Genomic DNA, 22721 nt, shown 5'->3' on the forward strand with positions numbered 1-22721 from the left:
AGCTTACAGAATGGCTGTACATATACTTCTATCCATTTTGCTTTTTGAAAGTGAGGAACACAAATGTCAAACAAAAATCCGTCTTCAGCGGCAGTTCTGCCGGAAGAAAATAATATCATGGGTACTGCTCCCATTCCAAAACTACTTGCAAAATTCGCCATCCCCTCCGTCATTTCCATGCTGGTAAACTCTATCTATAATCTTGTGGATCAGATCTTTATCGGCCAGGGTGTGGGATATCTTGGAAATGCTGCCACCAACGTGGTATTTCCTTTTGTCACCATCGCTATGGCAGTTTCACTGATGATCTCCGTAGGCACCGCTGCCAATGTGGGACTGAATCTTGGGGGAAAGGATCAGGACTGTGCCAATCTCACCCTTGGCAACGGCCTTACGCTTGCCCTGTCAAGCGGCATCCTCCTCTGCATTTTAGGTGAACTCTTCATGGTCCCCTTGCTGCGCCTCTTCGGTGCCACGGACACGGTACTGCCCTATGCCATTGACTATGGCCGTATTTATCTTCTGGGCACCATGTTCACCAGCGTGGGCATTATGATCAGTGATGAGATCCGTGCTGACGGCAACCCTGGCTATGCCATGAACTCCATGCTGATCGGCGCTGTACTGAACTGTGTGCTGGACCCCCTGTTTATCTTTGTCTTCCACTGGGGTGTTAAGGGCGCCGCCTTTGCCACTATCATCGGACAATTCGGCACACTTATCTTCTGTCTGCTCTACCTGAAAAAATTCCGCACCCTGACAATGAAGAAGGAAAACATGAAGCTTCGGTTATCTGTTGTAAAAAGCATCCTGACCCTTGGTCTTTCCTCCTTCCTCACGCAATGCGCGGCACTTGTCATGCAGATCATCATGAATCAGCAGACCATCAAATATGGTGCCCTCTCCCAATACGGCGCTGACATTCCTCTGACTGTATTCGGAATCGTCAATAAAGTAAACGGCCTGATGATGTCCCTGATCATGGGCATCTCCGTAGGCTCACAGCCCTTATTCAGCTATAATTACGGTGCTAAATTATTTACCCGCGTAAAAAAGCTGGCGAAAACCTGTCTTATTGTGTGTGTCACCATCGGTTTTCTCGGTATGCTCTGCCTGCAGATCTTTCCCCAGCAGATCATTTCCCTGTTTGGACAGGAAAATGCTCTGTATAATGAATTTGCCGTTATGTGCCTGAAGAACATGACTATATTTATCTTTGTTATGGGAGTTCAGATGGTAGCCAGTGTATACTTTCAGGCAGTGGGAAAGGCAATGGGAGCTACGGTACTCTCCCTGTCGCGCCAGGTATTGTTCATGATCCCCTGTATGCTGCTCCTTCCCCACTTCTTTGGGATCATTGGTCTCATGTGGTCTTTTCCGGTATCCGATGTTTTTTCAGTGGCTATGGCAGCGGTCATGCTCACCACAGAGATGCGGAAACTCAACCGGCTGATCCGGTTTCCGCTGGCCCCGGAAGCTGACGTGTAAATATTTTTGACTGCGCCTTAAAAATAATCCAGCCAATCTTTGGCTTTTGCAAAGATTGGCTGGATATGTTTCTGTTTCCATGTGTAATTTTAGCGCTTTTGGTAAAAGGATAATCCATACTTCCTTGCCTCATCGGCCAGGTATTCCCCCTGCTCCTGAAATCTCGGAGTGATTCCGCTCTCCCAGAAGATATACCGTCCTCCCGGTCCGTAAGTATCCATTGCCAAACGCACAGAATCCCTCACTTCTTCCTCCGTTGAGTCCGCCTGATTTCCCCTGCCGAATGAATCCCAGCCTCCGATCGCTACCAGGCCATACTTTTCTTTATACAGATTAATATCATTATAAATCTGGAGCGGTTCTATCGCTTTCACCCCAACCTCAACAATATCCTCAATAATTGCTGATATATCCCCATCCACGTGCATGGTTGGTATTGCCCCAAGTTCATGGACTGCATCAAACATTTTTTTATGTATTGGCTTCAGAATCTCCCGGTATGTATCCGGAGACATGAGCAGCCCTTTATTTGTGGCGATATGTTCCATAAAGGTGATCATTTCCGGTTTCAGGTATTTACATTGGTGACGCATAACATCAATCCAAAAATCCGCGATAGCGTTAAGGGCTTTGCCTGTCTCCTCCGGCTCCAATGCCAGTGATAAAAGCGCGTTCTCAAACCCCATCATATAGTGGAGCTCGTCCCAGACGAATCCGGCGTAATAGTCGATCATCTGCCCGTCTTTCACCATAGTGGCCCTAAGCCTCTTGGCCTCTGTCTCCCAATCAATCTGATCCAGATCAATTTTAGGTATAATATCCCGCCAGCGGGTGATATCCTCCAGCTCGAACACATGACTATGAGTGTTTGCAGGAATCCCTCCATCGGGGGTATTGATAAAGGAAACGCCAAACGGGTCCACATAATAGCCTGTGGAAGGGTTATACTCCCTTCTTAGCGTGACATTCAGCATGAAAGAAAATGCATCCTCATGATAGGGAATCCATGCCGGCTCCTTCCCCGCAAATACTAATTCAAGATTTTCTTTTTCTGTGATTTCTTTCTTTAAATTCATCATATCCTATCCTTTCCTATTATATTTGGCTTATCTTTTCTATTTCATCATTGCCGCCTTCTATTTCCACACGTCCTGTTTCCACATACTTCTTTTTATAAAAGTGTATCACAATACTGTTGACCACCCCCAAAACCATCATACATATAGTGTAAATAAATATCCGTGTATAACCTGCATTGCCGTAAGTATCCAGCCAATGTCCATATAGTGTATATAAGAATAAATCCGGGCAGAAACCAACCGCGCAGACAATACCCGCAGCAGTTGCGGCATATTTTCTTGGAATCTTCATCTCTGACGGGATTGACATCATACCGCCCCGCGAAATCTGGATCAGGAATCCGATGAGCAAGGTGATCGCTGTCACTGCTCCTGCAGAAGCATGCCCTGTCATAGTCATGAATATAACCGTAACAATACCGCCTAATCCCAATGTTATGCCGATGACTCTTGATACGGAATTGATCTTGTCACCCAGAAACCCTCCCAGCGGAGCACCGATCACACGGATACCATAAGTCCTGATAACAGCAATAACACCGGAACTTACTACCGTGATCCCCAGCACATTCGTCATATATGGTGTAAAATAGGTTACGGCAAGTCCTACGGAATAGCAGGAAAATACGGTAATGCCGGAAAGCCAGGTGCGCGGATCTTTGAAAACACCAATCCATTCTGCCCTGCTTATTTTAGTCTTGCCCTCTTCAGCTGCAGCACTTCTGAGCGCCTTATCCGGATTCGGAAGTAAAAAGATAAGGACCGTGGTAACGATCAATCCAACTACCCCATAGCTGATAATAACAGCCCGCAGACCGCCAATACCGCCTCCAAAAGCCTTAATAGCAAATTTTGCGTAAACAGCCAGAGCAATAAAATTAATGACCACACTGGCCAGGCCATATAAGGCGTCAGCAGTTCCAAAAAGCGTCCCCTGGCTCTTTTCATCCCCCAAAAGCCGGACCAGCTTTGTATGGGCCGGAAAGAATAAAAATAATGCGGCAACTGCCAATGCTGACCAGATAAATACAGCAAATTTATAATTCATATTCATGGCAAAAATAAAGCTCAACAGACAGGTGGCATACATACCAATGAGATAAACCGTCTTTGCATTAAATTTATCACTTATGACACCGCCAATAGGTGCGATCAAATTGCCCACACCAAAAATGGCGATCAGAACCCCAAGCTGTGTATTTGTAGCATTCAATGCTGATGCCAGATCATCATAAAATACATACTGGATGAATGGAGTCGCATAAATGATAGAATAGGCAAACCCCATTAAAAAAAGTATAAATATTTGTCTGGGTGAAATAGATACCTTTGTTTTTTGCATTTGAAAAACCCCTCCTTTGTCAGACGATCAATTTTTTCCTTCTGCCGCAAGACATGCCAATGCGATAGAATTCAGTTTAATATCCGCAGTGTCCGCCCGGGACCCCATGATGACGGGACAGGCCGCCCCAAGCACAATACCTGCCCAGTTACAGCGGCACAGGTGGATCCATGATTTCCCCATGATATTCCCAGCCTCAATATTGGGGAAAATCACAATATCCGGGTCCCCGCTGATTTTACTGTTAATTCCTTTCTGGGCAGCTGCCTGAGGGTCAAAGGCCACATCAAAAGATATTGGACCCTCAATGGTACATGGAAGAAACCTGTCATCTCCCGGAACCTTTGCTGCCAGTGCTGCGGCGTCCACAGTTGCCGGAATCTTAGGGTCTGTCAATTCATTAGCTGTAAGTACCGCCACTTTCGGGTGTGTAATGCCAATATTCTTTACAGCGATGAGGATATTCTGCAGGATCTCTTCTTTCTGCCGCAGATTAGGTGCCACATTTATACCGCTGTCCGAACAGAAGAGCAGCTTGTGGTAATTAGGCGGTTCATAGACAGCCATCATGGAGAGAAGATGCTCTGTCCGCAGCCCCCATTCCCTGTTCAGAATCCCCCGCATATAAACACTGGTGTTCACCATCCCTTTCATTAGAACAGACGCCCTTCCATCCCTTACCTCCTTTATGGCCGCCCGCACAGCCTCCTCATCGCTGTGGGTGTTTATGATATCTAACGGCATGAACCCCATACGTTTACAACCGGATGCTATCTTATCCGCATCACCAGTCAGTATCGGACGGATAAGCCCCAGTGACGCAGCCTTTTTCACAGCCAGGAGCACTTCCCCATCATCCGCCGCTGCAACGCTCACCGTAACACGCCCTAATGACTGCACTTTTTCCAGCAGCTGGTCAAAATTACGAATCATTTTTCTCTATCCCCTTCTTTTTCATCTTTATGATCTTAGCAAATATAGTTTCCTTCTTATCACCCTCCCGCAGGATAAAAACACCAAACATGGCAAGTACAATGGAAAGCAATGGGTTGACATAATTCATAATGGAATATTTCCAATATTCTCCCACCGTGACACCAAGGGTCGCTGTAATAAATACCCCGCTGGTGGACCACGGAATGAACGGCTGCGTCAGCGTCCCTCCTTCCTCAATGAGCCTTGAAAGCATCTCCGGCCGCAGCCCCCGCTGTTTGAATGTATCTTTGTACAGACTGCCAATTACGATGATGGAAAGGAAAACTTCTCCCATGGTAAGTGTCCCTATGGTAGTGCTGACGATCACAAGCGGCACCATCATGCGGTCACTTTTTACCTTACTGACCACCAAGGCAACTATTTTACGGAGATATCCCACATTTTCCATCACACCGCCAAAAGCAATGGCAATGCAGGACAAGGAGAACGTATACATCATGCTCTGAATGCCTCCCCGCAGCAAAAGCTGATCCACCATATCAACTCCCGTAGGCATTACATATCCATAATTCAGCCCTTCAATCACTTCCTTCACCGGATAACCTTGCAGAAACACTGCCGCGATCACTGCCAATATACTGCCAATGGACATACTGGGAAGTGCCGGGAACTTCATGAGGTTTAAAATTAAAAGCACTGCCAAGGGCACCAGCACAACAGGATTCATATCAAACTGCCCCCTCAAAGTATCCAGGAACAAATCAATTGTGCTGTGGTCAATGGTTCCTCCCTGATATGAAAATCCAATCATGGTAAATGCCGCCAGTGTAATAAGATATGACGGGAAGGTTGTCTGCCACATGGCGCTGATATGTGTATACAATGTGGACCCGGAAGCAGCCGGCGCCAAATTTGTACTGTCAGAGATTGATGACATCTTATCCCCGAAAAAAGCGCCTGAGATAACCATGCCTGCAGTTACCGGAGCAGGTACCCCCAGGCCGGCACCAATTCCCATCATCGCAAGTCCCATTGTGCCTATGGCGCCCCAGGATGTCCCTATGGACAGGGCGGTCAGGCTGCACAGGACCAGACCTACGGGCAGAAAAAACTTTGGTGTGATATACTGTAACCCATAGTAGATCAATGCGGGCATTGTCCCTGCAAAAATCAGGGACGCAATAATGATCCCAATAAAAATAAAGATTATCATAGCTGACAGGGCACGCCCTAATGGTTTTTTCATACATTCAATAAGGTCATCCAGATGATATCCCAGCGGCACCGACACCAGGCAGACAAAACCCAGGGTGATCAACAGGACAATATGCATATCAAATTGAAGAACAATGACGCCGGTCAATATCATCATGATAGCTGCCGTAAAGACTAAAATGGACATTTTTGTACTTGGCTCCCGTTTCGGCTTATCCTCCATCTCTATCATGCCACCTTCTCTCTAAAGGAAATGTCTGTTATCCGTAGCACTTTGGCTCCTCTTCTTTTCTAAGCACTCTCAGTGCTCCATATGCCAATGCCTCTAATTCAAATTCCCCCGGAACGATTTCCACAGGAGCCAGAAAACCTGTCATTCTGGTAATCTCCTCCGTTACATAACCGGAATGGGCAAGACCGCCTGTCAGGATAATGCAATCAACCTTCCCTTCAAATACTGCCGCATAGGAACAGATTTCTTTTGCCACAGAATATACAAATGCCTGATAAACCGTCCTTGCTTTTTCATCTCCTTTCTTTATCCTTTCTTCCACCTCCCTGGCATCTTTCGTACCCAGATGATCATATATCCCTCCCCCGCTGCTGATTTTATCCACCATTTCTTCATGGCTGTATTTACCGGAATAGCATAATTCAACCAACGGGTATGTAGGCAGCCCGCCGCTCCTTTCCGGGGAAAATGGTCCATTGCTGCGTCCCCCGCTTCCATCTATCATTCTGCCCTCCTTGTGAGCCACAATAGAATTGCCGGAACCCAGATGTGCAATGATAAAATTGCAATCTTCATACTCCCTTTCTATCCGCTTCGCTATAAAACGGGCCACTGCTTTATGGTTCAATGCATGGAACCAACTGGGCCGCTCCAGCTCAGCAAGGCCGCTGATACGGGCAATCGGCATCAACTCATCCACGGAGACCGGGTCAACAATAAAAGAAGGGATATTCACCTCATCGGCAATCTCTTTTGCCAATATAGGGCCCAGATTAGAAGGGTGCTCGCCATGGACAGCCTTCTTTAAGTCTTTTGTCATCCGTTCATTCACTCCATAGGTACCACCCTGCAGCGGCGCCAGCAGACCGCCCCTTCCCACCACACAAGAGAAATCCCCAGGTACAAAACCGGCCTCACTTAATGTGTCCAGGATAATATTCCTGCGATAGTCCAACTGATCCACTACATGGGGGAACCTCCTAAGTTCATCTGCTGCATGGATGATGGTCTTTTTAAACAGCACATGCTCATCTTCAAAAACTGCAGTCTTTGTGGATGTTCCGCCAGGATTGATCACCATGATCTTCATCCCTTTTTCCCCTCTCTTTCTTTTTGCTTTCGCTGATTTCGTTCTATTCACTGGAACAATGTTCCAATTTTAAGAGGTTAAAAAAGAAAAGAATGGCACAATCTTTTCTTTTTTACGAATATTAACATGATTAATATATATCACAGCCACATTTAGCTGTCAATCTTAATATTATACAAAATTTTCCGAAATTTCATGTGCAATACTACAAACTGCCTGGATTCGCTCGTCTATATCTGATGACAACATACGGCTGGTTGGACCTGAAAGACTAATTGCCGCGACCGCAATTCCTTTCCTGTCCAAAATTGGTGCGCCAATACAAAAGAGCCCTACCTCCTGCTCTTCTTTGTCAATGGCATAGCCATTTTCACATACCTTTATTAATTCATCACGAAGCACATCCACAGAGTGAATGGTATTTCCGGTAAACCGGAAAAACGGATGCTCCTCATAAACAGACAGGTCAATGCCCTCGCTGAATGCCAGCAGGCACTTGCCCACAGCCGAACAGTAGCATTCACAGCTGGAGCCTACCGGCGGATTTACTGTAAGCATCTGCTGTGTGCTTTCCTCTTTCAGGATAATGACACTATGGTACACCTCCCCCGGATTACGTTCCAGGATGGAGACATTTACCACTTCATGATAACGCTCATGCAGCCTTTTCGCATAAGGGCGTATCATTTCCCGGATACCCATCTTATTCTCTACGCTTTTTCCCATGGTAAAAAGACGGCTCCCTAACCAATACTTCCCTGTCTCCGGGTTTTTCTGTACAAACCCCCTGGCTTCCAATGTGGCAAGTGTACGGAATATGGTGCTTTTATAAACGCCCAAATCCGATGCAATCTTTGTCACACTGGTTTCTACACCCTCTTTATTCAAGTAGATCAGCACTTCCAGTGCACGATCCACCGCCTGAATCACATCTGACATGTTAGACCTCCGTTACTTAAAAATTTATGATTAATCTCATTAAATTACATTTCCAACATTATGTCAAGAGCGTGAAAATTCCATGTTGCCACTTGACATCCGGAAAAGATAGGCGTTATAATTTAAAAATAGAACAGTATTCCAGTGAGTGGAACATATATTTATTGGAGATTGGAGGGTATTATTGTGAAAGTGAACGTAAAACAAGAACGCTGCAAGGAATGCGGCCTCTGCATTTATCACTGTCCGCGACAGGCCATCAGCAAGTCGGGTATGTTAAATGCAAATGGGTACCATCCTGTACAGGTAAACGATGAAGCATGCATCGCCTGTGGCATGTGTTACACCATTTGTCCTGACGGGGTGTTTTACATACCGGGCAGTCAAGATAGAAAGGAGCGTGATCTCTCATGACGGAAATGATGAAAGGAAATGAGGCAATTGCAGAGGCAGCAGTCCGCGCCGGTGTAAGATTTTATGCAGGTTATCCTATCACCCCTTCCAGTGAGATCATGGAATACCTGTCCTGGAGACTCCCGCAGGAAGGCGGCAGCTTTATACAATCCGAAAGCGAACTGGCGGGAATCAATATGGTGATCGGTGCGGCAGCCAGTGGTGTGCGGGCATTGACGGCCTCCTCAGGGCCGGGTATATCTCTGATGCAGGAAGGTATCTCCACTTTGTCAGACGAAGGCCTTTCCGCAGTGGTAATAACCCAGGTCAGATACGGAAATGGGCTTGGGACCCTCATATCCGCACAGTGTGATTACAACCGTGAGACCCGGGGTGGAGGACACGGAGATTATCGATGCATTGTGCTGTGTCCGGCTTCCGTGCAGGAATTTGTGGATTTAATACTTACGGCCTATGAATTGGCAGAAAAATACCGGGTAGTCACAGTCATGATGGGTGAGGCAACTTTAGGACAGATGATGGAACCGGTAACCCTGCCAGACTTTGTAGAACCTAAAAGGCTGCCCTGGGCACTGAACGGCCATTATACATACAAAAAAGTGGGGATCTTTCAAAGGGATTCCCGTAAGGAAGCAGTCGAGTTGGTAGAAAAATATAACCGCATAAAAGAAAATGAACAACGCTGGGAGGAGGAATCCCTGCAGGACAGCGATTATGTCTTCATCTCATACGGTGTACCGGGACGGAGTACTTTGGGTGCAGTCCGTGCCCTCCGCGCACAGGGGGAGAAAGTCGGAATCATACGTCCCATAACCGCATGGCCATTCCCTGAAAAAGCATTTTACCACATCAATCCCAAAGTAAAGGGAATCATCACCGTGGAAGCCAATGCCACGGGGCAGCTTGTGGACGATGCTGCCCTTTACACCAAAAAGGCACTGAAAGAAAGGAATGTACCGGTCTATGATATGGCCTGTGTCTTTGGCACTCCTACACTCCAAAGCATTGAGGAAGAATATTTCAAGATAAAAGCAGGTGAACGAAAGGAGGTCTACTGATATGGCAATTATCCAGGAGAGAAAAGTCCCGGCACTGGCAGATAAACCAATGGATTTCTGTCCGGGATGCGGGCACGGCATCGTCAGCCGTTTAATCATGGAATGTCTGGATGAATTAAATCAGAATAACAATATTATTTTTGCGATCGGAGTAGGTTGTTCCTCAAATCTTGGGGCCGGCCTGGAATGTGACCGTCTCCATTGTTCACACGGACGCGCCGGAGCCGTGGCAACGGGCATAAAGCGCGTAAACCCGGATGTCCTTGTAGTCTCTTACCAGGGTGACGGTGATGCTTACAGCATTGGTCTTTCTGAAACTTTTAATGCTGCCTATCGAAATGAGAATATCACCGTGATCATTATAAACAATACTAACTTTGGAATGACAGGCGGACAGATGAGCCTCACCACACTGGAAGGCCAGAAAACCTCGACCAGCGTCAGCGGACGGGACTGTGCCGTCACAGGATACCCCATCCGCTTCCCGGAGATGGCTGCCAGCCAGTTTCCAGATGCCGCTTATATAGCAAGGGGTACTGTGACAAGTCCTAAAAGAGTTAACCAACTGAAGAAATATATAAAAAATGCTCTGGAAGCGCAGATGGACCATGAAGGGTATTCAGCGGTGGAGGTGTTGTCACCGTGCCCGGTGAATTGGGGACTCTCTCCTCTGGATGCTATGGAACGAATTGAAAAAGAGATCATCCCTTATTATCCAATTGGGGAATTCAAGGGAAGAAAGGGGCGCTAGATTATGAAGGAGATCGTATTTGCCGGTTCAGGCGGGCAGGGAATTTTGACATCCGGCCTGATCATTTCTGATATTGCAGCCACTGCTGGTTACCATGTTACCTGGGTTCCCTCCTATGGCTCCGCCATGCGGGGCGGTACTGCTAACTGTACGGTAAAGTATGGAAAGGAGATTATCTATAACCCATCACAGGAACACCCGGATATACTACTGGTCATGAATGATCTCTCCCTTCAGAAATTTCTTCCTCTGGCAGCTCATGGTGGGATCGTGGTAGTAAACGACCTGGTCGATATATCGAATGACTGCAGGAGTGACGTGCATTATATCCGTATTGCATCCGCCGGGATCGCGGCGCAATTAGGGAACCCTAAAAGTGCTAATATCGTGATGACCGGAGCGGTGGTTAAACTCTTAGGGGACTTTACCAAGGAGGCTGCGATTAACGCAATGAATCTTATGTTTGAGAAAAAGGGAAAATCCAAATTTCAGAAAGCTAATATGGAGGCTTTTAATGCCGGATATGAGGCAGTTAACAGGTAATCCATACGGAGGGAAAGGGTAAGGAATAGAAAAGATGACGGATTTTAATGATATGACAGATTTTAATGATACGACAAATTTTAGAGACATGACACCGGAAAAAGTGCAGGATATGTTTGGCTTTGAACTTATGCATGTAGGTATTAACTGCCCGGATGAGGCCGCTGCGATCTCAACTGCGATGGTTTTTAAAAGCTTATTTGGATTTATGGAGCGGGATACCGATATTTCTATATTTGCCGGTGATGCAATAGAAATCATGAAGAGGTCTGCCCGCGGTGTTAATGGGCATATTGCTATTGGTACAAATTCTTTGCCTTTGGCAAAAAGATATCTGGAAAATCAGGGATGCAGATTTGTGGAGGATTCTATTTGTTACAAGGATGGGGTTCCATTTCTTGTTTATATGCAGGATGAGATTGGAGGGTTTGCGGTTCATTTGATTCAAAAGTAAATCAGAAAAATTTTGGACATCCACGACAACTTCCAGGAATGCCTAAACTGCACTGACGATTCGCACAACCTGTTTTCTGACAGATTCTCCTCACTCCAAGCACCTCCCTGATGATTTTATTATAATCTTTCATCTAGGGAGGTTTTTTATATTATACCCTTACTCTTAAATATTTTTTCCAAATCAGAACCGACACATCCACATCAAACATAGCATTGTGCCTGATTCCCTTCGGCATCTCATCCAGAAGCGTTTTAAAATTCCGGTTGTCATCCACAAGCCGTTTTATCGTATTCCAGTCAAGGGAATCCTTTTCCTTCGCTGAAAATAGTATCTCACTCTGCATAAAGTGTTCTGAAACCAGCCGCTGTTCTTGCCGCTTTTCCCCCTTCTGAAAACTTCATGGTGGATTGTTTTTACCATACATTTGAAATGCTCATCTGCACATATAAAGCTGGACAGAAGGATATGTAAGTCCCGTTCACAAAACCTGCCAGCATCCCGTCAAGCCCCAGTTTACATCCCGCATAACTGGTTCCCCTCTCCGCCTCCGCAGCCCGGACAATGGCCGTCCTGCTTCATATGGCATAGTCCGCAGTTTAGGCCACAGAGGGAAAAGCATAGATTGTCTCTTAGAAAATCCTTCAACGGTATCTCCAGCAAAATATGATATTTTCATAGGCAGAACATTGTATAAAATTATTCAGAAGAAAGGTTATGTTCTCCAGTACTATTTTCTTTGTTTCCTGCGTTACCTGAAATGGGCGCATGTCCCAGCACCAGTCCCCGTCCAGAAAGACACTGTTATCCAATTTCTGTTTTAAAATCTGGCAGGTGGCTGTCTTTCCTACACCCATAGTTCCACCAATCATGTATAACTTTTTCAATGCCTCACCCCTCCAATAATATACCTGACAAACGAATTCCTTTCCATTCTCTGCTTTATTTCTTCGTTTGTTCCTGAACCCTGAACAATATCATCTGACGAAGCAATTCATATGGCATCGGTTTATCATATGGCAACTGTAACGTGCCTTTTGAATATTTGTAATCCGCAAAACCGTCCTTAAACGCTTCAATTGCGCTTGGGGACGGGTGAAAACCCAAATGTCTCTTTTCCCCTGAAAAATGGACAAGATTACCGTTAAGCACAAAAGTAGCCATACCCCAGGAAATCTTCTCGGTGATATCCGGTGAACACTCTAAAATAATCTGCCGTAACGTTTCCATACGCTGTCGCACATCACCGCTGTAGCTTGCAATATATTCATATACAGTAGAAAACGCCTCCACTCCATGAAAAATACGGGCTGTTCCAGCAAGGATACTTACTCCTGACAGCCAGACACCGCTAAGCACTGCTATGAAAGCAAATGTATAAGTCCAAGAAAAGATAACTCGGTCAGAAGAAGCATTGTAAAACAACCGCAGCAAGCAGACAGACATATAACACATTCCCGATAATGGCCGTCATAATAAACTCCGGAATCTGTACGGTGCTTAAAAAAGCACTAGATGCACCAAAAAACGAAATGGGCATAAGCAGTAGCATAAGTTAACTGCCACATGGTAGTTCTTCCCTGTTCCAACTTTTTTCACTATATGTAATTAATGCAACAATCTCAAAAAATAAGTACACTCCCAACACCAAAATAGAAAACAGCAAATTCGCCAAAAAAGGGGAAGAAAAAACAAAGACCTATCACCTTATAAATAAGTTCAAAGCATATGAGCACGCTCCAGTTACGAACCATAACAGAAAGAAGTGTTCTGACTTCTCCCAACCATCTCCTATTTTTTTTTCATACCGCTCCCTCAGTCTTTTTTATAAGTCAGACATAAATTATATGCCAAAATTTCGTTTGTGAGTCTGGTGCATAAGCCTTGAAAACTTTTGGCCCAGCCCCTTTTCGCATCAAATTATTCACTTAGTTGTGAAAATACGGTTTTTACACGTCTTCACAGCTTAAAGATCAACCGACCTACCGGTTTGGGCCAATCATGGACTTTTGCCGCGGGGTATATCTTTCACCAGATAATATCCACTTTTGCCAAATAGTAAGGATTGTGCCCGTCCCCATATCTGCGGAAACTTATTCATCACTTTACTTGTAAAAACACAATTCCATATCCATCATATAATCCCGCAAATGCCCATAGAATCAACCTTTACGCACCAGAAGCACGGCGGTTTCAACGTGCGGTGATAGTTGTTTTTTATACTACACGTCAATAATATAGTTTTACCCCGCAGACTTAATCAAAATTTGATATTATTCAAAAATTTGTTTCCACTCATCGTCATATTTATCTGCATACATAGGAGCTAATATCTCATCCGGTCTGCGGTGAAATTCTTTAATATCTTCCTCTCTTTTTACTGAAAATACCAAAAGAACAATTGCTTCTCGTACATATGTTAATAATTGTAAGGTCAATTTTTCAAAATCTTCAAAACTAATATTATATGCCAACTGGTCTAAGCGACTATCATCGATTAATAATTCTTTACAATAAGTATCAAGAATTTTCAGATATCCATGCTCCATAGCATTTCTTACTTTTGATACTTTTGTCATTACATTGTCAATATGTTTATATTCTTGCTCCTTATTTACAGTCCCATCCTCATTAATATTTATGTTTCTAACATCCTTAAATAACCACCACATCCCATACAATGGATAATTATTCTCTGCAATATCAAGTATTTTGACTTTATCATTAGAATTTTTATCCGGTGAAAATAGCCTAACATATCCAATAATATTTTTCTTAATTCCTATTTCAAAATATTCATTAAGGAAAAATGCAATTTTATCAAAAATAGAGTATACAGCCCGATAACATGCTTTGATTTTTTCAATCCCTAGTCCGTATATAGGATAATCTAAAGTATTAACAAGATATACATCTTTATCTGAAAAATGTGTCTCTTTGATACTAAAACCTTCATATGCCAAAAATCTTGCAGATACATACTCTTGCTTTATTTGATTAAAAAGACCAAATAAATATTGCACTTTTTTACTTTCAATCTCTTCTGTCATACTTGGTAAATGTAATGGATCATAGCCAACTTCAACTGTATCAAACACATCATTTAAAAGGTTAAGTGCCAGCTTGTTTTTAGCAACCCATTCCCAATATTTGGTTTCATCCACAGACATATCATTGGAGAAATAAAGAAAATCACTTATAGTATATGGTTTTTCTAAGTATGTTTGTCCTAACATTGAGATAATATTGTCTATATAGTTGTTTAATAAGTTAACCATCTCCTCCTTTTCCGGAAAAGGATTATCACTTTCATATGCCTGTTTAATATAATGAAAAGCTTTATACAACATTATAGTTTGTTGTGATTCATCGTAATGGCAACGAGATAATTCATATAATTTCATACCTAATTGAGCCATTCCCATTGGAAAAACATTTTCAGTGTCAAATATACTTAAAATTTCAACCGCTTTGACAAATCTTCCATTTTGATAAAAGAAATTTGCATAATTCACACTTAATTGCCATTGAAAGTTGATAAAATATTTAAATTCATTTTCGGAAATATTAATATCTTCACCCATTTCATTAGCCAATAGTTCAAAAGCATTTCTTGCTAAATATAAGCTTTTTTGAAAATCTGTTTCATACAATTTTAGACCTTTAATCCTATCTTTATAGTTATTTCTACTCTCACTTCCTTTCCTTTTCAAATCAATCAAATCGGATTGTATTGTAAATGAGATATAAAAATATCTTGCTCTAATCATGTTAGAGTTTTTCAAGTCATGAGCTTGTCCGTAACATTCATCCACCAGTATACACATACCCTTTTCATCTTTATTTAAATAAGCTTCATCACATTTAAGGGATAAGTTAGCTAAGTTTTCATCTTCATACCATTTAGTATCTGACATCTTGAACCTTCTTTCATTTTGTGTATTCCTTACAAAAGGAGAAATTGACTTGGTTATACACGTATCAAACTTTCCTGCCTGGCAACCCGCTATCATACATTAGAAATTATTCCGATCCTGAGTATTTGTTACAGAAAGCTCCTCATCTGCATAGCTTTTAGCATATAAATTCAATTCTCTCTCAGTTATACTTTCCAATTATTTATTCTACAATATTCTAACCTTTTGCCAAAACATTCATTTCCCTTACCCCACCCCAGTAACCGGAAACTTATATCATCTCAACAAGCAAAAAAGCACACCTATATATCCCGCTGAAATCCCCTAAACCCTTTGATTTCCTAGGCTTTTCTCGTCAGCAGAGCCACGTTTTCCACATGCGGTGAAAGTTGATTTTTATACTACATGGCAGAAATATTTTCATGACATAGTGGTGGGGTAGATATCCTCGCTAATTTTACCCCTCTTACCCCTTTTCACTGAAAATCACCCCTGTATAAAAAAATTCACCCCTTTTAATACAACCTCCACAAATATTGTACTTTGCTAAGATAAAGTTACCTTAGTGCATTCCAATACCCGTACTCTTTTTGCAATTCTTATGACAATTTTTCTACTTATTCACACTTACAAACCTTACATAATTTCATCACAATACATATATTACATCAATAACGGAAATACTAATTAGTATTTAAACACTAAATATATGATATCAGACTTCATAGTTATTCAAAGCTGTTTTCATATTTTTCCTTTAAGTATTCTGGAGAAGGGTACCATTCTTTATTTTGTGGATAAAGAATTCTCTTATAAGTATCTTTAAAAGCTTCATTTTGAGCTTCTATCTTTCCATCTGGCTTTATCTTTATTAATCCTTTGTCATAAGCAATTTCATGATTTGTACATAAACATAATCCATTTTGTATTTTATCACTACCACCTTTCGCCACTGGTACAATAAGAGCAGCTCTTAATATTTTCGGCTCTTTTAAACCACAAATTGCACAGGTGCTATTATATGCTTTCAAAACATCTTTTCTAAACTTTCCCTGTTTTCTATATGGTTGCTTAACAACTTTTTCTGTCCACTCTCTATTTCGGTACGGAAATCTGTTTATAATTTTATCTTCATCTTCAATTATAAATGTTTGTGCCTTTTTATCCCATTTTGCAACAGGTAACATATCATATCTTTCAGTTGACATATCCAAAAATACTGTAAAGCGATATCATTACTCTCATCTCATCTTTACTATGATACATATTAAATGTAATCGGAAAGATATATCCTTCTTGAAGGTTTTCAAGCACCTCCTCTTTTATAGACCTATTCCTTTTTTCCCTAATAGCTGCATTATTGTACTCTATCAAAAGTTGTTTTGTGAAGTAGCGTGTATCATTCATCATATGCGTACCCTTTCATAATTTTCTCTATTATTCTATAACACACCAATGTTTCGCAAAAAATATTCCGAACTCTTACTGACAAACTTAAGTTTTACTATGGAGTATCCACTTGCCAAATAGTATGGGTTTTGCCGGATTGCATCTTTTGCCCGACAAAACCCTCATTATCAAACTCTCCGGCGTTACCCCGTCCCCTTATCTGCGGAAACTTATCCATCTTACCTTTCGTTAAAACACAACTCCATTTTCTTCAAATAATCCCGCAAACCCGCCTAGAATCAAGGTTTCCGCACGAGAAGCACGGCGGTTTCAACATGCACCGTCTGACAAAACTGATCCACACAACAAACCCTCTCCACCCGATACCCTTCCCTCAAAAACAAATCCAAATCCCTAGCCAAACTACTAGGCTTACAGGATATATAAACCATCTTATCCACCCCATACCCCACGATCTTCGGCAGCGCCTTCGGATGGATCCCATCCCTGGGCGGATCCAGCACAATGAAATCCGGCCTTTCCTCAATCTCATCAATCACCTTCAGCACATCCCCCGCAATAAACCTGCAGTTTGTGATCCCATTCAGCTCCGCATTCTCCTTCGCCGCCTGCACAGCCTCCTCCACGATCTCAACCCCGATCACCTTTTTCGCCACCGGCGAAAGAATCTGTGAAATCGTTCCCGTCCCGCTGTACAAGTCAAACACCGTCATATCCTTCGTATCCCCAATATACTCTCTGGCCGTATTATAAAGCACCTCTGCCCCATATGAATTCGGCTGGAAAAACGAAAACGTCGTCACTTTAAATTTCAGCCCAAGAATCTCCTCATAAAAATAATCCTTCCCATACAAGATCCGCGTCTCATCACTCTGCACCATATCTGACAGCGAATCATTGATAATATGAAGAAAGCCCACGATCTCCCCCTCCAAGGGCAGCGCCAGCAGTTCTTCCTTCAGCATATCCAGATCATGCGCCTCCTGGCTTGTAGTGACCAGATTCACCAAAATCTCTCCGGTAGTATTCGCCCTCCTCAAAAGCAAATGCCGCAGATACCCCACATGCTGCATTTTCTTATAAAAACTCACACCTCTGCTCCTGAAATACTCGCCCACACACACCAGGATCTTTGTCATATCCTCATGCACCAGCTTGCAGTCAAAAGCATTCAGCACATCATACGTGCTTCCCTTCTTATGCAGCCCCAGGGCCAGCGGTCCGTCCTTATATTCGTCCCCAAAGGAAAACTCCATCTTATTCCTGTATGCAAACTCCATAGGACTTCCCTTAATCCCCTCGAACACGTAATCCGGGTTCCCGTCATCGTCCACCTGCCCTGCATCTGCTATGGCCTTATCCAGCATATTCTTAACCTGCTCTGCCTTCATTTTCAGCTGTTCTTCATACTCCATAGTCTGATACATACAGCCTCCGCAGTCCGGAAAAATACTGCATACCGGTCCGCGTTTCTCCATTGGAGATTTCTCCAGCACTTCCAGAAGCCTTCCCTCCAGGCGGTCTCCTCTTTTTTTATTTATCAGAAACCGTACCTTCTGGCCCGGAATTCCGTTTTTCACAATCACGGTCTTTCCATCTATCACAACTCGTCCCTTGTTGGGGAAGTCCACTTTTTCGATAATTCCTTCGTAAATTTCTCCTTTTTTCAAAACTATCCCTCCCGATATTATTTAACAGAAAAAGAAGCTCCGGTTTCCCGAAGCTCCCTATTACTCTTTTTTTATTTGTCTTCATCCTCGTCATCGTCTTCAAAATAATCATCGAAGTCATCGTCGAAGTCCTCTTCAAAATCTTCCAGATAATCCGGAGTGAAGAAACGGTATACTGCATATGCTATTCCGGCAACAGCAGCTACTGCTCCGATGATAGCCAGAATCCATAAGACGGTATTCTTATTTTTTTCTTCTTCTTTCTTCTGTAATGCTGTGATTAAATCCTCAATACGATTCATAGCCTGCACCATCCTCTCTTACATATGACATCCTGCACTGCTGCCCCGCCTATCCGGAGTTGCTGCCGGCTGTCTGTCAATCTGTGCCGAATGTGATTCTAATTTCTCTATTATGGTTTCCTAATAAAAAAAATTTCATTCGGCTTGTTTTTAATATTATATCACGATAGGCAAAATTTTACTATCCTTTATTCAATATTTTCATATTGATTTCCGGGAATATAAATTGTAATCTCAATTTCATCTGCTCACAGACCCACCAAAAAAGTTCTGTTATGATTCCGCTTAGGCAAATCTTGGACTTATGATCCCTCTGCAAGTCCCTGAAGATCATCGCCCACTCTCTACAGCTTCTGCAAATCCCTAAGATCATCCTCCACTCTCTACAGCTTCTGCAAATCCCTGAAACCATCCCCCACTCTCTACAGCTTCTGCAAATCCCTGAAATCATCCCCCACTCTCTACAGCTTCTGCAAATCCCTGAAATCATCCCCACTCTCTACAGCTTCTGCAAATCCTTAGATCCTTATTCCACTTTTTTCAGCTTCGCAAAAGATGCAAACATTTTCTTCGTCCCCGCCTTGTCGAATTCCACCGTTACCTCATAGTCCCGGCCGCCCTCCACAATGCCTTTCACAACGCCCACACCAAATTTAATATGCTTCACCGTATCGCCCACATCATAGGACAGTCCCGCTGATTTCTTCACCTCAAACTGCTTCGGTATAAATGCCGGCTGCTTAAATGCCTGCTTCATCTGTTTCATGGTATTGGGAAGGGGAATTTCTTTAATCTTCTGCTCTTTAAAATCTCTTCCCAAATCTACCAGTTCCCTTGGAATCTCCCTGATAAAACGAGACGGCTTATTATACTGCGTCTCTCCACGGATCATTCTCTGCTGCGCACAGGTCAGCGTCAAATCCTTCATGGCCCTTGTGATGCCCACATAACAAAGCCTGCGCTCCTCCTCAATCTCTGTCGGATCATCCGCGGTGATGGTCATATAACTTGGGAAAATCCCGTCCTCCATACCAGCCAGATAAACAAAAGGAAATTCCAGCCCCTTAGCGCTGTGAAGCGTCATCAAGAGCACCTGGTTTCCATCCCCGTCCACAGTATCAATATCTGCGATCAGGGCAACCTCCTCCAAAAATCCGCTGAGCGTTGGGTCCTCATTTTCCTCTTCGTAGGAAACAATTTTTGTGATCAGCTCGTCAATATTTTCAATTCTGGCGTCAGCTTCCTCGGTCCCCTCTGCCTTCAGTTCCATCACATATCCTGTCTCTTCAATAATGTCATTGAGCAGTTCTGAGGGAGAATAATACTCTGTTTTACTCCTCAGGCTCTGGATAAATGTGACAAACGGCTCAATCTTACCAGCCGCCCTTCCAAGCGTAGGAATACTTTCCGCCTCTTTCAGTGCATCATAAAAACTCATATCATGCGCAGACGCATAATCCTGCACCTTCGCAAGTGTAGTTGCCCCGATTCCCCGTTTCGGCACATTGATGATACGGCGCACAGCCAGGTCATCTCTTGCATTGTCCACAGTTTTTAAGTAGGCCAGCAAATCCTTGATTTCCTTTCTGGCATAGAAGTTCACGCCACCCACCAGCTTGTAAGGAATGTTTGCCATAAGGAATTTCTCCTCGAAAAGACGTGACTGGGCATTGGTCCTGTACAAAATAGCGCAGTCCTTATACTGACAGTCCTCTTCCCGCACCCTCCTGCTGATATCCCCTGTAATAAATTCCGCTTCCTCATATGCATTCATGAACTGCCTGTAATGCACCAGGGAACCTTCCTCATTATCTGTCCACAGAGATTTCTCTTTTCTTCCGATATTATTATGTATCACCTCATTGGCGGAATTCAGGATATTCTGGGTAGAACGGTAATTCTGCTCCAGCTTGATCACCATTGCATTAGAAAATACTTTCTCAAATCCGAGGATATTACCAATATTCGCCCCCCTGAATTTATAGATCGACTGGTCATCATCACCTACCACGCACAGATTCTTATACTTGCTTGCCAAAAGACTCACAAACTTAAACTGTGCAGTGTTGGTATCCTGATACTCATCCACCATAATGTAACGGAAACGCTCCTGGTAATAATCCAGCACATCCGGGCATGCCTGAAACAATTCCACTGTCTTCACGATCAGATCATCAAAATCAAGCGCATTGTTTTTTCTCAGTTCTTTCTGATATTCCTTATAAGCCTGGGCAATTTTTTTCTTGCTGAAATCAGACATATTATTCAGCTCGTACTCCTCCGGAGTCACCAATTCATCCTTTGCCGAGGAAATGGCGGACAGGATTGCCCTCTCTTTGTGTACCTTTGTATCAATCTGCAGACGTTTGCAGATGTCTTTCATCAAGCTTTTCTGGTCATCCGTATCGTAAATGGTAAAATTGTGGTCAAATCCCAGTCTGTCTATGTATCTTCTCAAAATACGCACGCAGCTTGAATGAAAAGTGGAAACCCAGATGCTCTCCGCTCCAAATCCCACAATCTTGTCCACACGTTCACGCATCTCACCTGCTGCCTTATTGGTAAATGTGATTGCCATGATATTCCACGGATTTACACCCTTTTCCTCGATCAAATAAGCAATTCTGTGGGTCAGAACCCTGGTCTTTCCCGAACCTGCCCCTGCCAGAATCAGCACCGGTCCCTCTGTGTGAAGGACAGCTTCCTTCTGCTGGGGATTCAACGTATCATATATACTCATAAAAAATGTCCCTCCATAATCCATAACGATAAAAAGCACACTGTTACTGTTCACAGACCTGCTCTTTTGGCAGGGCTGTGAATAGCAGCAGCATACTCTGAACTTTCTGTATCCGAAGATCAAACCCTTACTGTTCACAGGCCGCTATCCCGGGTGGCATTTTCCCCGCGGGGATGCTCCGCCATACCTGGCAAAATCCCGCAACAGCCAGCACCTAAATGCCGTTTCCTGCATTTTCACCCTGAAAGGTGAACTGTCCTAAAAGGCAGAGCTGTGCACCGCAAAATGTGTTACTGGCTTCATAATTTGGCAGCAACATCAAAACACCTGTTCCTACAATATAACACAGCTCTCCGGGGCAGGCAAGCGTTTGCCGGGGATTTCTGCCGTTTTCAGAAAAATCCATTTACAAATAGTATTTAAAACTATATAATAGAGCGTAGAGGTGATGAGATGACAATTGATACAAAAGACATGCTGAACAGTATTCTGGCTAGTATTTCCCGCATTGACTATATAAAGCCTGAGGAAATTCCGGGCATTGATTTATATATGAATCAGGTAACCACATTCATGGAGAGTCAACTGGCCGCTTCCAAGCGCCACACGGACGACAAGATCCTGACCAAAACCATGATAAACAACTATGCCAAGAACGACCTTCTCCCCCCGCCGGTGAAGAAGAAATACACAAAAGAACATTTGCTGATGCTGACCTTTATTTATTATTTTAAAAACATTCTGTCTATCAGCGATATCCAGGTTCTTCTGGGGCCGCTCACCGAAAAATACTTCAATCATAACGGTGAGATGAGCCTGACGGACATATATGAAGAGATCATGCACCTGGAGCTGAAGCAGATAGACCCTTTGACAAAGGACATTGTCCGCAAATACAAGATGGCTTGTGATTCCTACGAAAATGCAGAGGAAGAAAACCAGGATTTTCTAAAAAAATTCGCGTTTATCTGTATGCTCAGCTTTGACGTATATCTGAAAAAACAAGTGATTGAAAAACTCATTGATGACATGGCCGAACCAAAAAAATAGTAAAAAGCACGCTCCGCACACATGCTGTGGCTTCAGTGCTTTCCAACGTCACAGACAATCAAAATGCTGCTTTAGGGGACAGGCCCCAAAG

The 22721-nt window shown here is 43.4% G+C and carries 21 protein-coding genes and 2 pseudogenes; 7 read left to right on the top strand and 16 right to left on the bottom strand.

Annotated features, from left to right (window positions below):
• Positions 1 to 63: 63 nt before the first annotated feature.
• Positions 64 to 1488 (top strand): MATE family efflux transporter, encoded by a 1425-nt coding sequence (locus tag CI595_RS03665; protein WP_095171809.1) that lies wholly within the window; start codon positions 64 to 66, stop codon positions 1486 to 1488.
• Positions 1489 to 1577: 89 nt separating this feature from the next.
• Here the strand turns inward: CI595_RS03665 and CI595_RS03670 are convergent, their stop codons facing one another.
• From CI595_RS03670 to CI595_RS03695, 6 genes are all read right to left on the bottom strand, one after another.
• A complete protein-coding gene (locus tag CI595_RS03670; RefSeq protein WP_095171811.1) occupies positions 1578 to 2567 on the bottom strand; it encodes a uroporphyrinogen decarboxylase family protein in 990 nt (329 codons plus the stop codon).
• Between the two features lie 16 nt (positions 2568 to 2583).
• Positions 2584 to 3909: an MFS transporter gene (locus CI595_RS03675; RefSeq protein ID WP_095171813.1), complete on the bottom strand. Its 1326-nt coding sequence runs from the start codon at positions 3907 to 3909 to the stop codon at positions 2584 to 2586.
• Positions 3910 to 3936: 27 nt separating this feature from the next.
• Positions 3937 to 4842, bottom strand: coding sequence for a phosphate acyltransferase (locus CI595_RS03680; RefSeq protein WP_095171816.1), 906 nt, complete (start codon positions 4840 to 4842; stop codon positions 3937 to 3939).
• Complete coding sequence (gene nhaC, locus CI595_RS03685) at positions 4832 to 6292, bottom strand: Na+/H+ antiporter NhaC (RefSeq protein ID WP_243135091.1); 1461 nt, start codon at positions 6290 to 6292, stop codon at positions 4832 to 4834. The genes CI595_RS03680 and nhaC overlap by 11 nt, the downstream gene beginning before the upstream one ends.
• 28 nt (positions 6293 to 6320) lie before the next feature.
• Positions 6321 to 7382: a butyrate kinase gene (gene buk, locus CI595_RS03690; protein ID WP_095171819.1), complete on the bottom strand. Its 1062-nt coding sequence runs from the start codon at positions 7380 to 7382 to the stop codon at positions 6321 to 6323.
• 171 nt (positions 7383 to 7553) lie between these two features.
• Positions 7554 to 8321 (bottom strand): IclR family transcriptional regulator, encoded by a 768-nt coding sequence (locus tag CI595_RS03695; RefSeq protein WP_095171821.1) that lies wholly within the window; start codon positions 8319 to 8321, stop codon positions 7554 to 7556.
• Between the two features lie 192 nt (positions 8322 to 8513).
• Between CI595_RS03695 and CI595_RS27045 the strand changes: the two genes are divergently transcribed.
• The 5 genes from CI595_RS27045 to CI595_RS03720 are packed head-to-tail and all read left to right on the top strand — an operon-like array spanning position 8514 to position 11541.
• Complete coding sequence (locus CI595_RS27045) at positions 8514 to 8735, top strand: 4Fe-4S dicluster domain-containing protein (RefSeq protein ID WP_408608176.1); 222 nt, start codon at positions 8514 to 8516, stop codon at positions 8733 to 8735.
• The gene (locus tag CI595_RS03705; protein ID WP_095171826.1) at positions 8732 to 9793 is read left to right on the top strand and encodes a 3-methyl-2-oxobutanoate dehydrogenase subunit VorB; all 1062 of its coding nucleotides are present in this window, start codon (positions 8732 to 8734) and stop codon (positions 9791 to 9793) included. The genes CI595_RS27045 and CI595_RS03705 overlap by 4 nt, the downstream gene beginning before the upstream one ends.
• Position 9794: 1 nt before the next feature.
• Positions 9795 to 10544, top strand: a complete 750-nt coding sequence (locus CI595_RS03710) for a thiamine pyrophosphate-dependent enzyme (RefSeq protein WP_095171829.1) — start codon at positions 9795 to 9797, stop codon at positions 10542 to 10544.
• A gap of 3 nt (positions 10545 to 10547) precedes the next feature.
• Positions 10548 to 11087 (top strand): 2-oxoacid:ferredoxin oxidoreductase subunit gamma family protein, encoded by a 540-nt coding sequence (locus tag CI595_RS03715; protein ID WP_095171831.1) that lies wholly within the window; start codon positions 10548 to 10550, stop codon positions 11085 to 11087.
• A 34-nt stretch (positions 11088 to 11121) separates the two neighbouring features.
• Positions 11122 to 11541 carry a khg/kdpg family aldolase/carbohydrate kinase gene (locus tag CI595_RS03720; RefSeq protein ID WP_095171834.1) on the top strand — a complete coding sequence of 140 codons (420 nt, stop codon included), beginning with the start codon at positions 11122 to 11124 and terminating at the stop codon, positions 11539 to 11541.
• Positions 11542 to 11692: 151 nt separating this feature from the next.
• Here CI595_RS03720 and CI595_RS26545 read toward each other — a convergent pair whose 3' ends face one another.
• The 10 genes and pseudogenes from CI595_RS26545 to pcrA all read right to left on the bottom strand — a co-directional run bounded on the left by CI595_RS26545 (position 11693) and on the right by pcrA (position 21580).
• Entirely contained in the window at positions 11693 to 11887 is a 195-nt protein-coding gene (locus tag CI595_RS26545) for a hypothetical protein (protein WP_242987056.1), read from the bottom strand.
• A 179-nt stretch (positions 11888 to 12066) separates the two neighbouring features.
• A pseudogene (locus CI595_RS27050) lies at positions 12067 to 12189 on the bottom strand (DUF3795 domain-containing protein); the annotation flags it as partial.
• Positions 12186 to 12428 (bottom strand): ATP-binding protein, encoded by a 243-nt coding sequence (locus CI595_RS03730; RefSeq protein ID WP_330397238.1) that lies wholly within the window; start codon positions 12426 to 12428, stop codon positions 12186 to 12188. The gene CI595_RS03730 and the pseudogene CI595_RS27050, both read right to left, overlap by 4 nt.
• 55 nt (positions 12429 to 12483) lie before the next feature.
• Positions 12484 to 12987, bottom strand: coding sequence for an iron chaperone (locus CI595_RS26555; RefSeq protein WP_243135092.1), 504 nt, complete (start codon positions 12985 to 12987; stop codon positions 12484 to 12486).
• Between the two features lie 369 nt (positions 12988 to 13356).
• A pseudogene (locus tag CI595_RS26560) lies at positions 13357 to 13542 on the bottom strand (IS982 family transposase); the annotation flags it as partial.
• Positions 13543 to 13814: 272 nt separating this feature from the next.
• Positions 13815 to 15458: an LA2681 family HEPN domain-containing protein gene (locus CI595_RS03740; RefSeq protein WP_095171836.1), complete on the bottom strand. Its 1644-nt coding sequence runs from the start codon at positions 15456 to 15458 to the stop codon at positions 13815 to 13817.
• 728 nt (positions 15459 to 16186) lie between these two features.
• Positions 16187 to 16645: an HNH endonuclease gene (locus CI595_RS03745; protein WP_162291795.1), complete on the bottom strand. Its 459-nt coding sequence runs from the start codon at positions 16643 to 16645 to the stop codon at positions 16187 to 16189.
• Between the two features lie 501 nt (positions 16646 to 17146).
• On the bottom strand, positions 17147 to 18538 hold the full coding sequence (gene rlmD / locus CI595_RS03755) for a 23S rRNA (uracil(1939)-C(5))-methyltransferase RlmD (protein ID WP_095171844.1): 1392 nt from the start codon (positions 18536 to 18538) through the stop codon (positions 17147 to 17149).
• 71 nt (positions 18539 to 18609) lie between these two features.
• Positions 18610 to 18840 carry a DUF4366 domain-containing protein gene (locus CI595_RS03760; RefSeq protein ID WP_018594181.1) on the bottom strand — a complete coding sequence of 77 codons (231 nt, stop codon included), beginning with the start codon at positions 18838 to 18840 and terminating at the stop codon, positions 18610 to 18612.
• 526 nt (positions 18841 to 19366) lie between these two features.
• Entirely contained in the window at positions 19367 to 21580 is a 2214-nt protein-coding gene (gene pcrA / locus CI595_RS03765; protein ID WP_095172376.1) for a DNA helicase PcrA, read from the bottom strand.
• 453 nt (positions 21581 to 22033) lie between these two features.
• Here pcrA and CI595_RS03775 point away from each other — a divergent pair, with 453 nt between their 5' ends.
• Positions 22034 to 22630 carry a DUF1836 domain-containing protein gene (locus CI595_RS03775; RefSeq protein ID WP_095171848.1) on the top strand — a complete coding sequence of 199 codons (597 nt, stop codon included), beginning with the start codon at positions 22034 to 22036 and terminating at the stop codon, positions 22628 to 22630.
• The last annotated feature ends 91 nt before the right edge of the window (positions 22631 to 22721 follow it).

This window comes from Blautia hominis, assembly GCA_002270465.1.
Lineage (GTDB): Bacteria > Bacillota > Clostridia > Lachnospirales > Lachnospiraceae > Blautia > Blautia hominis.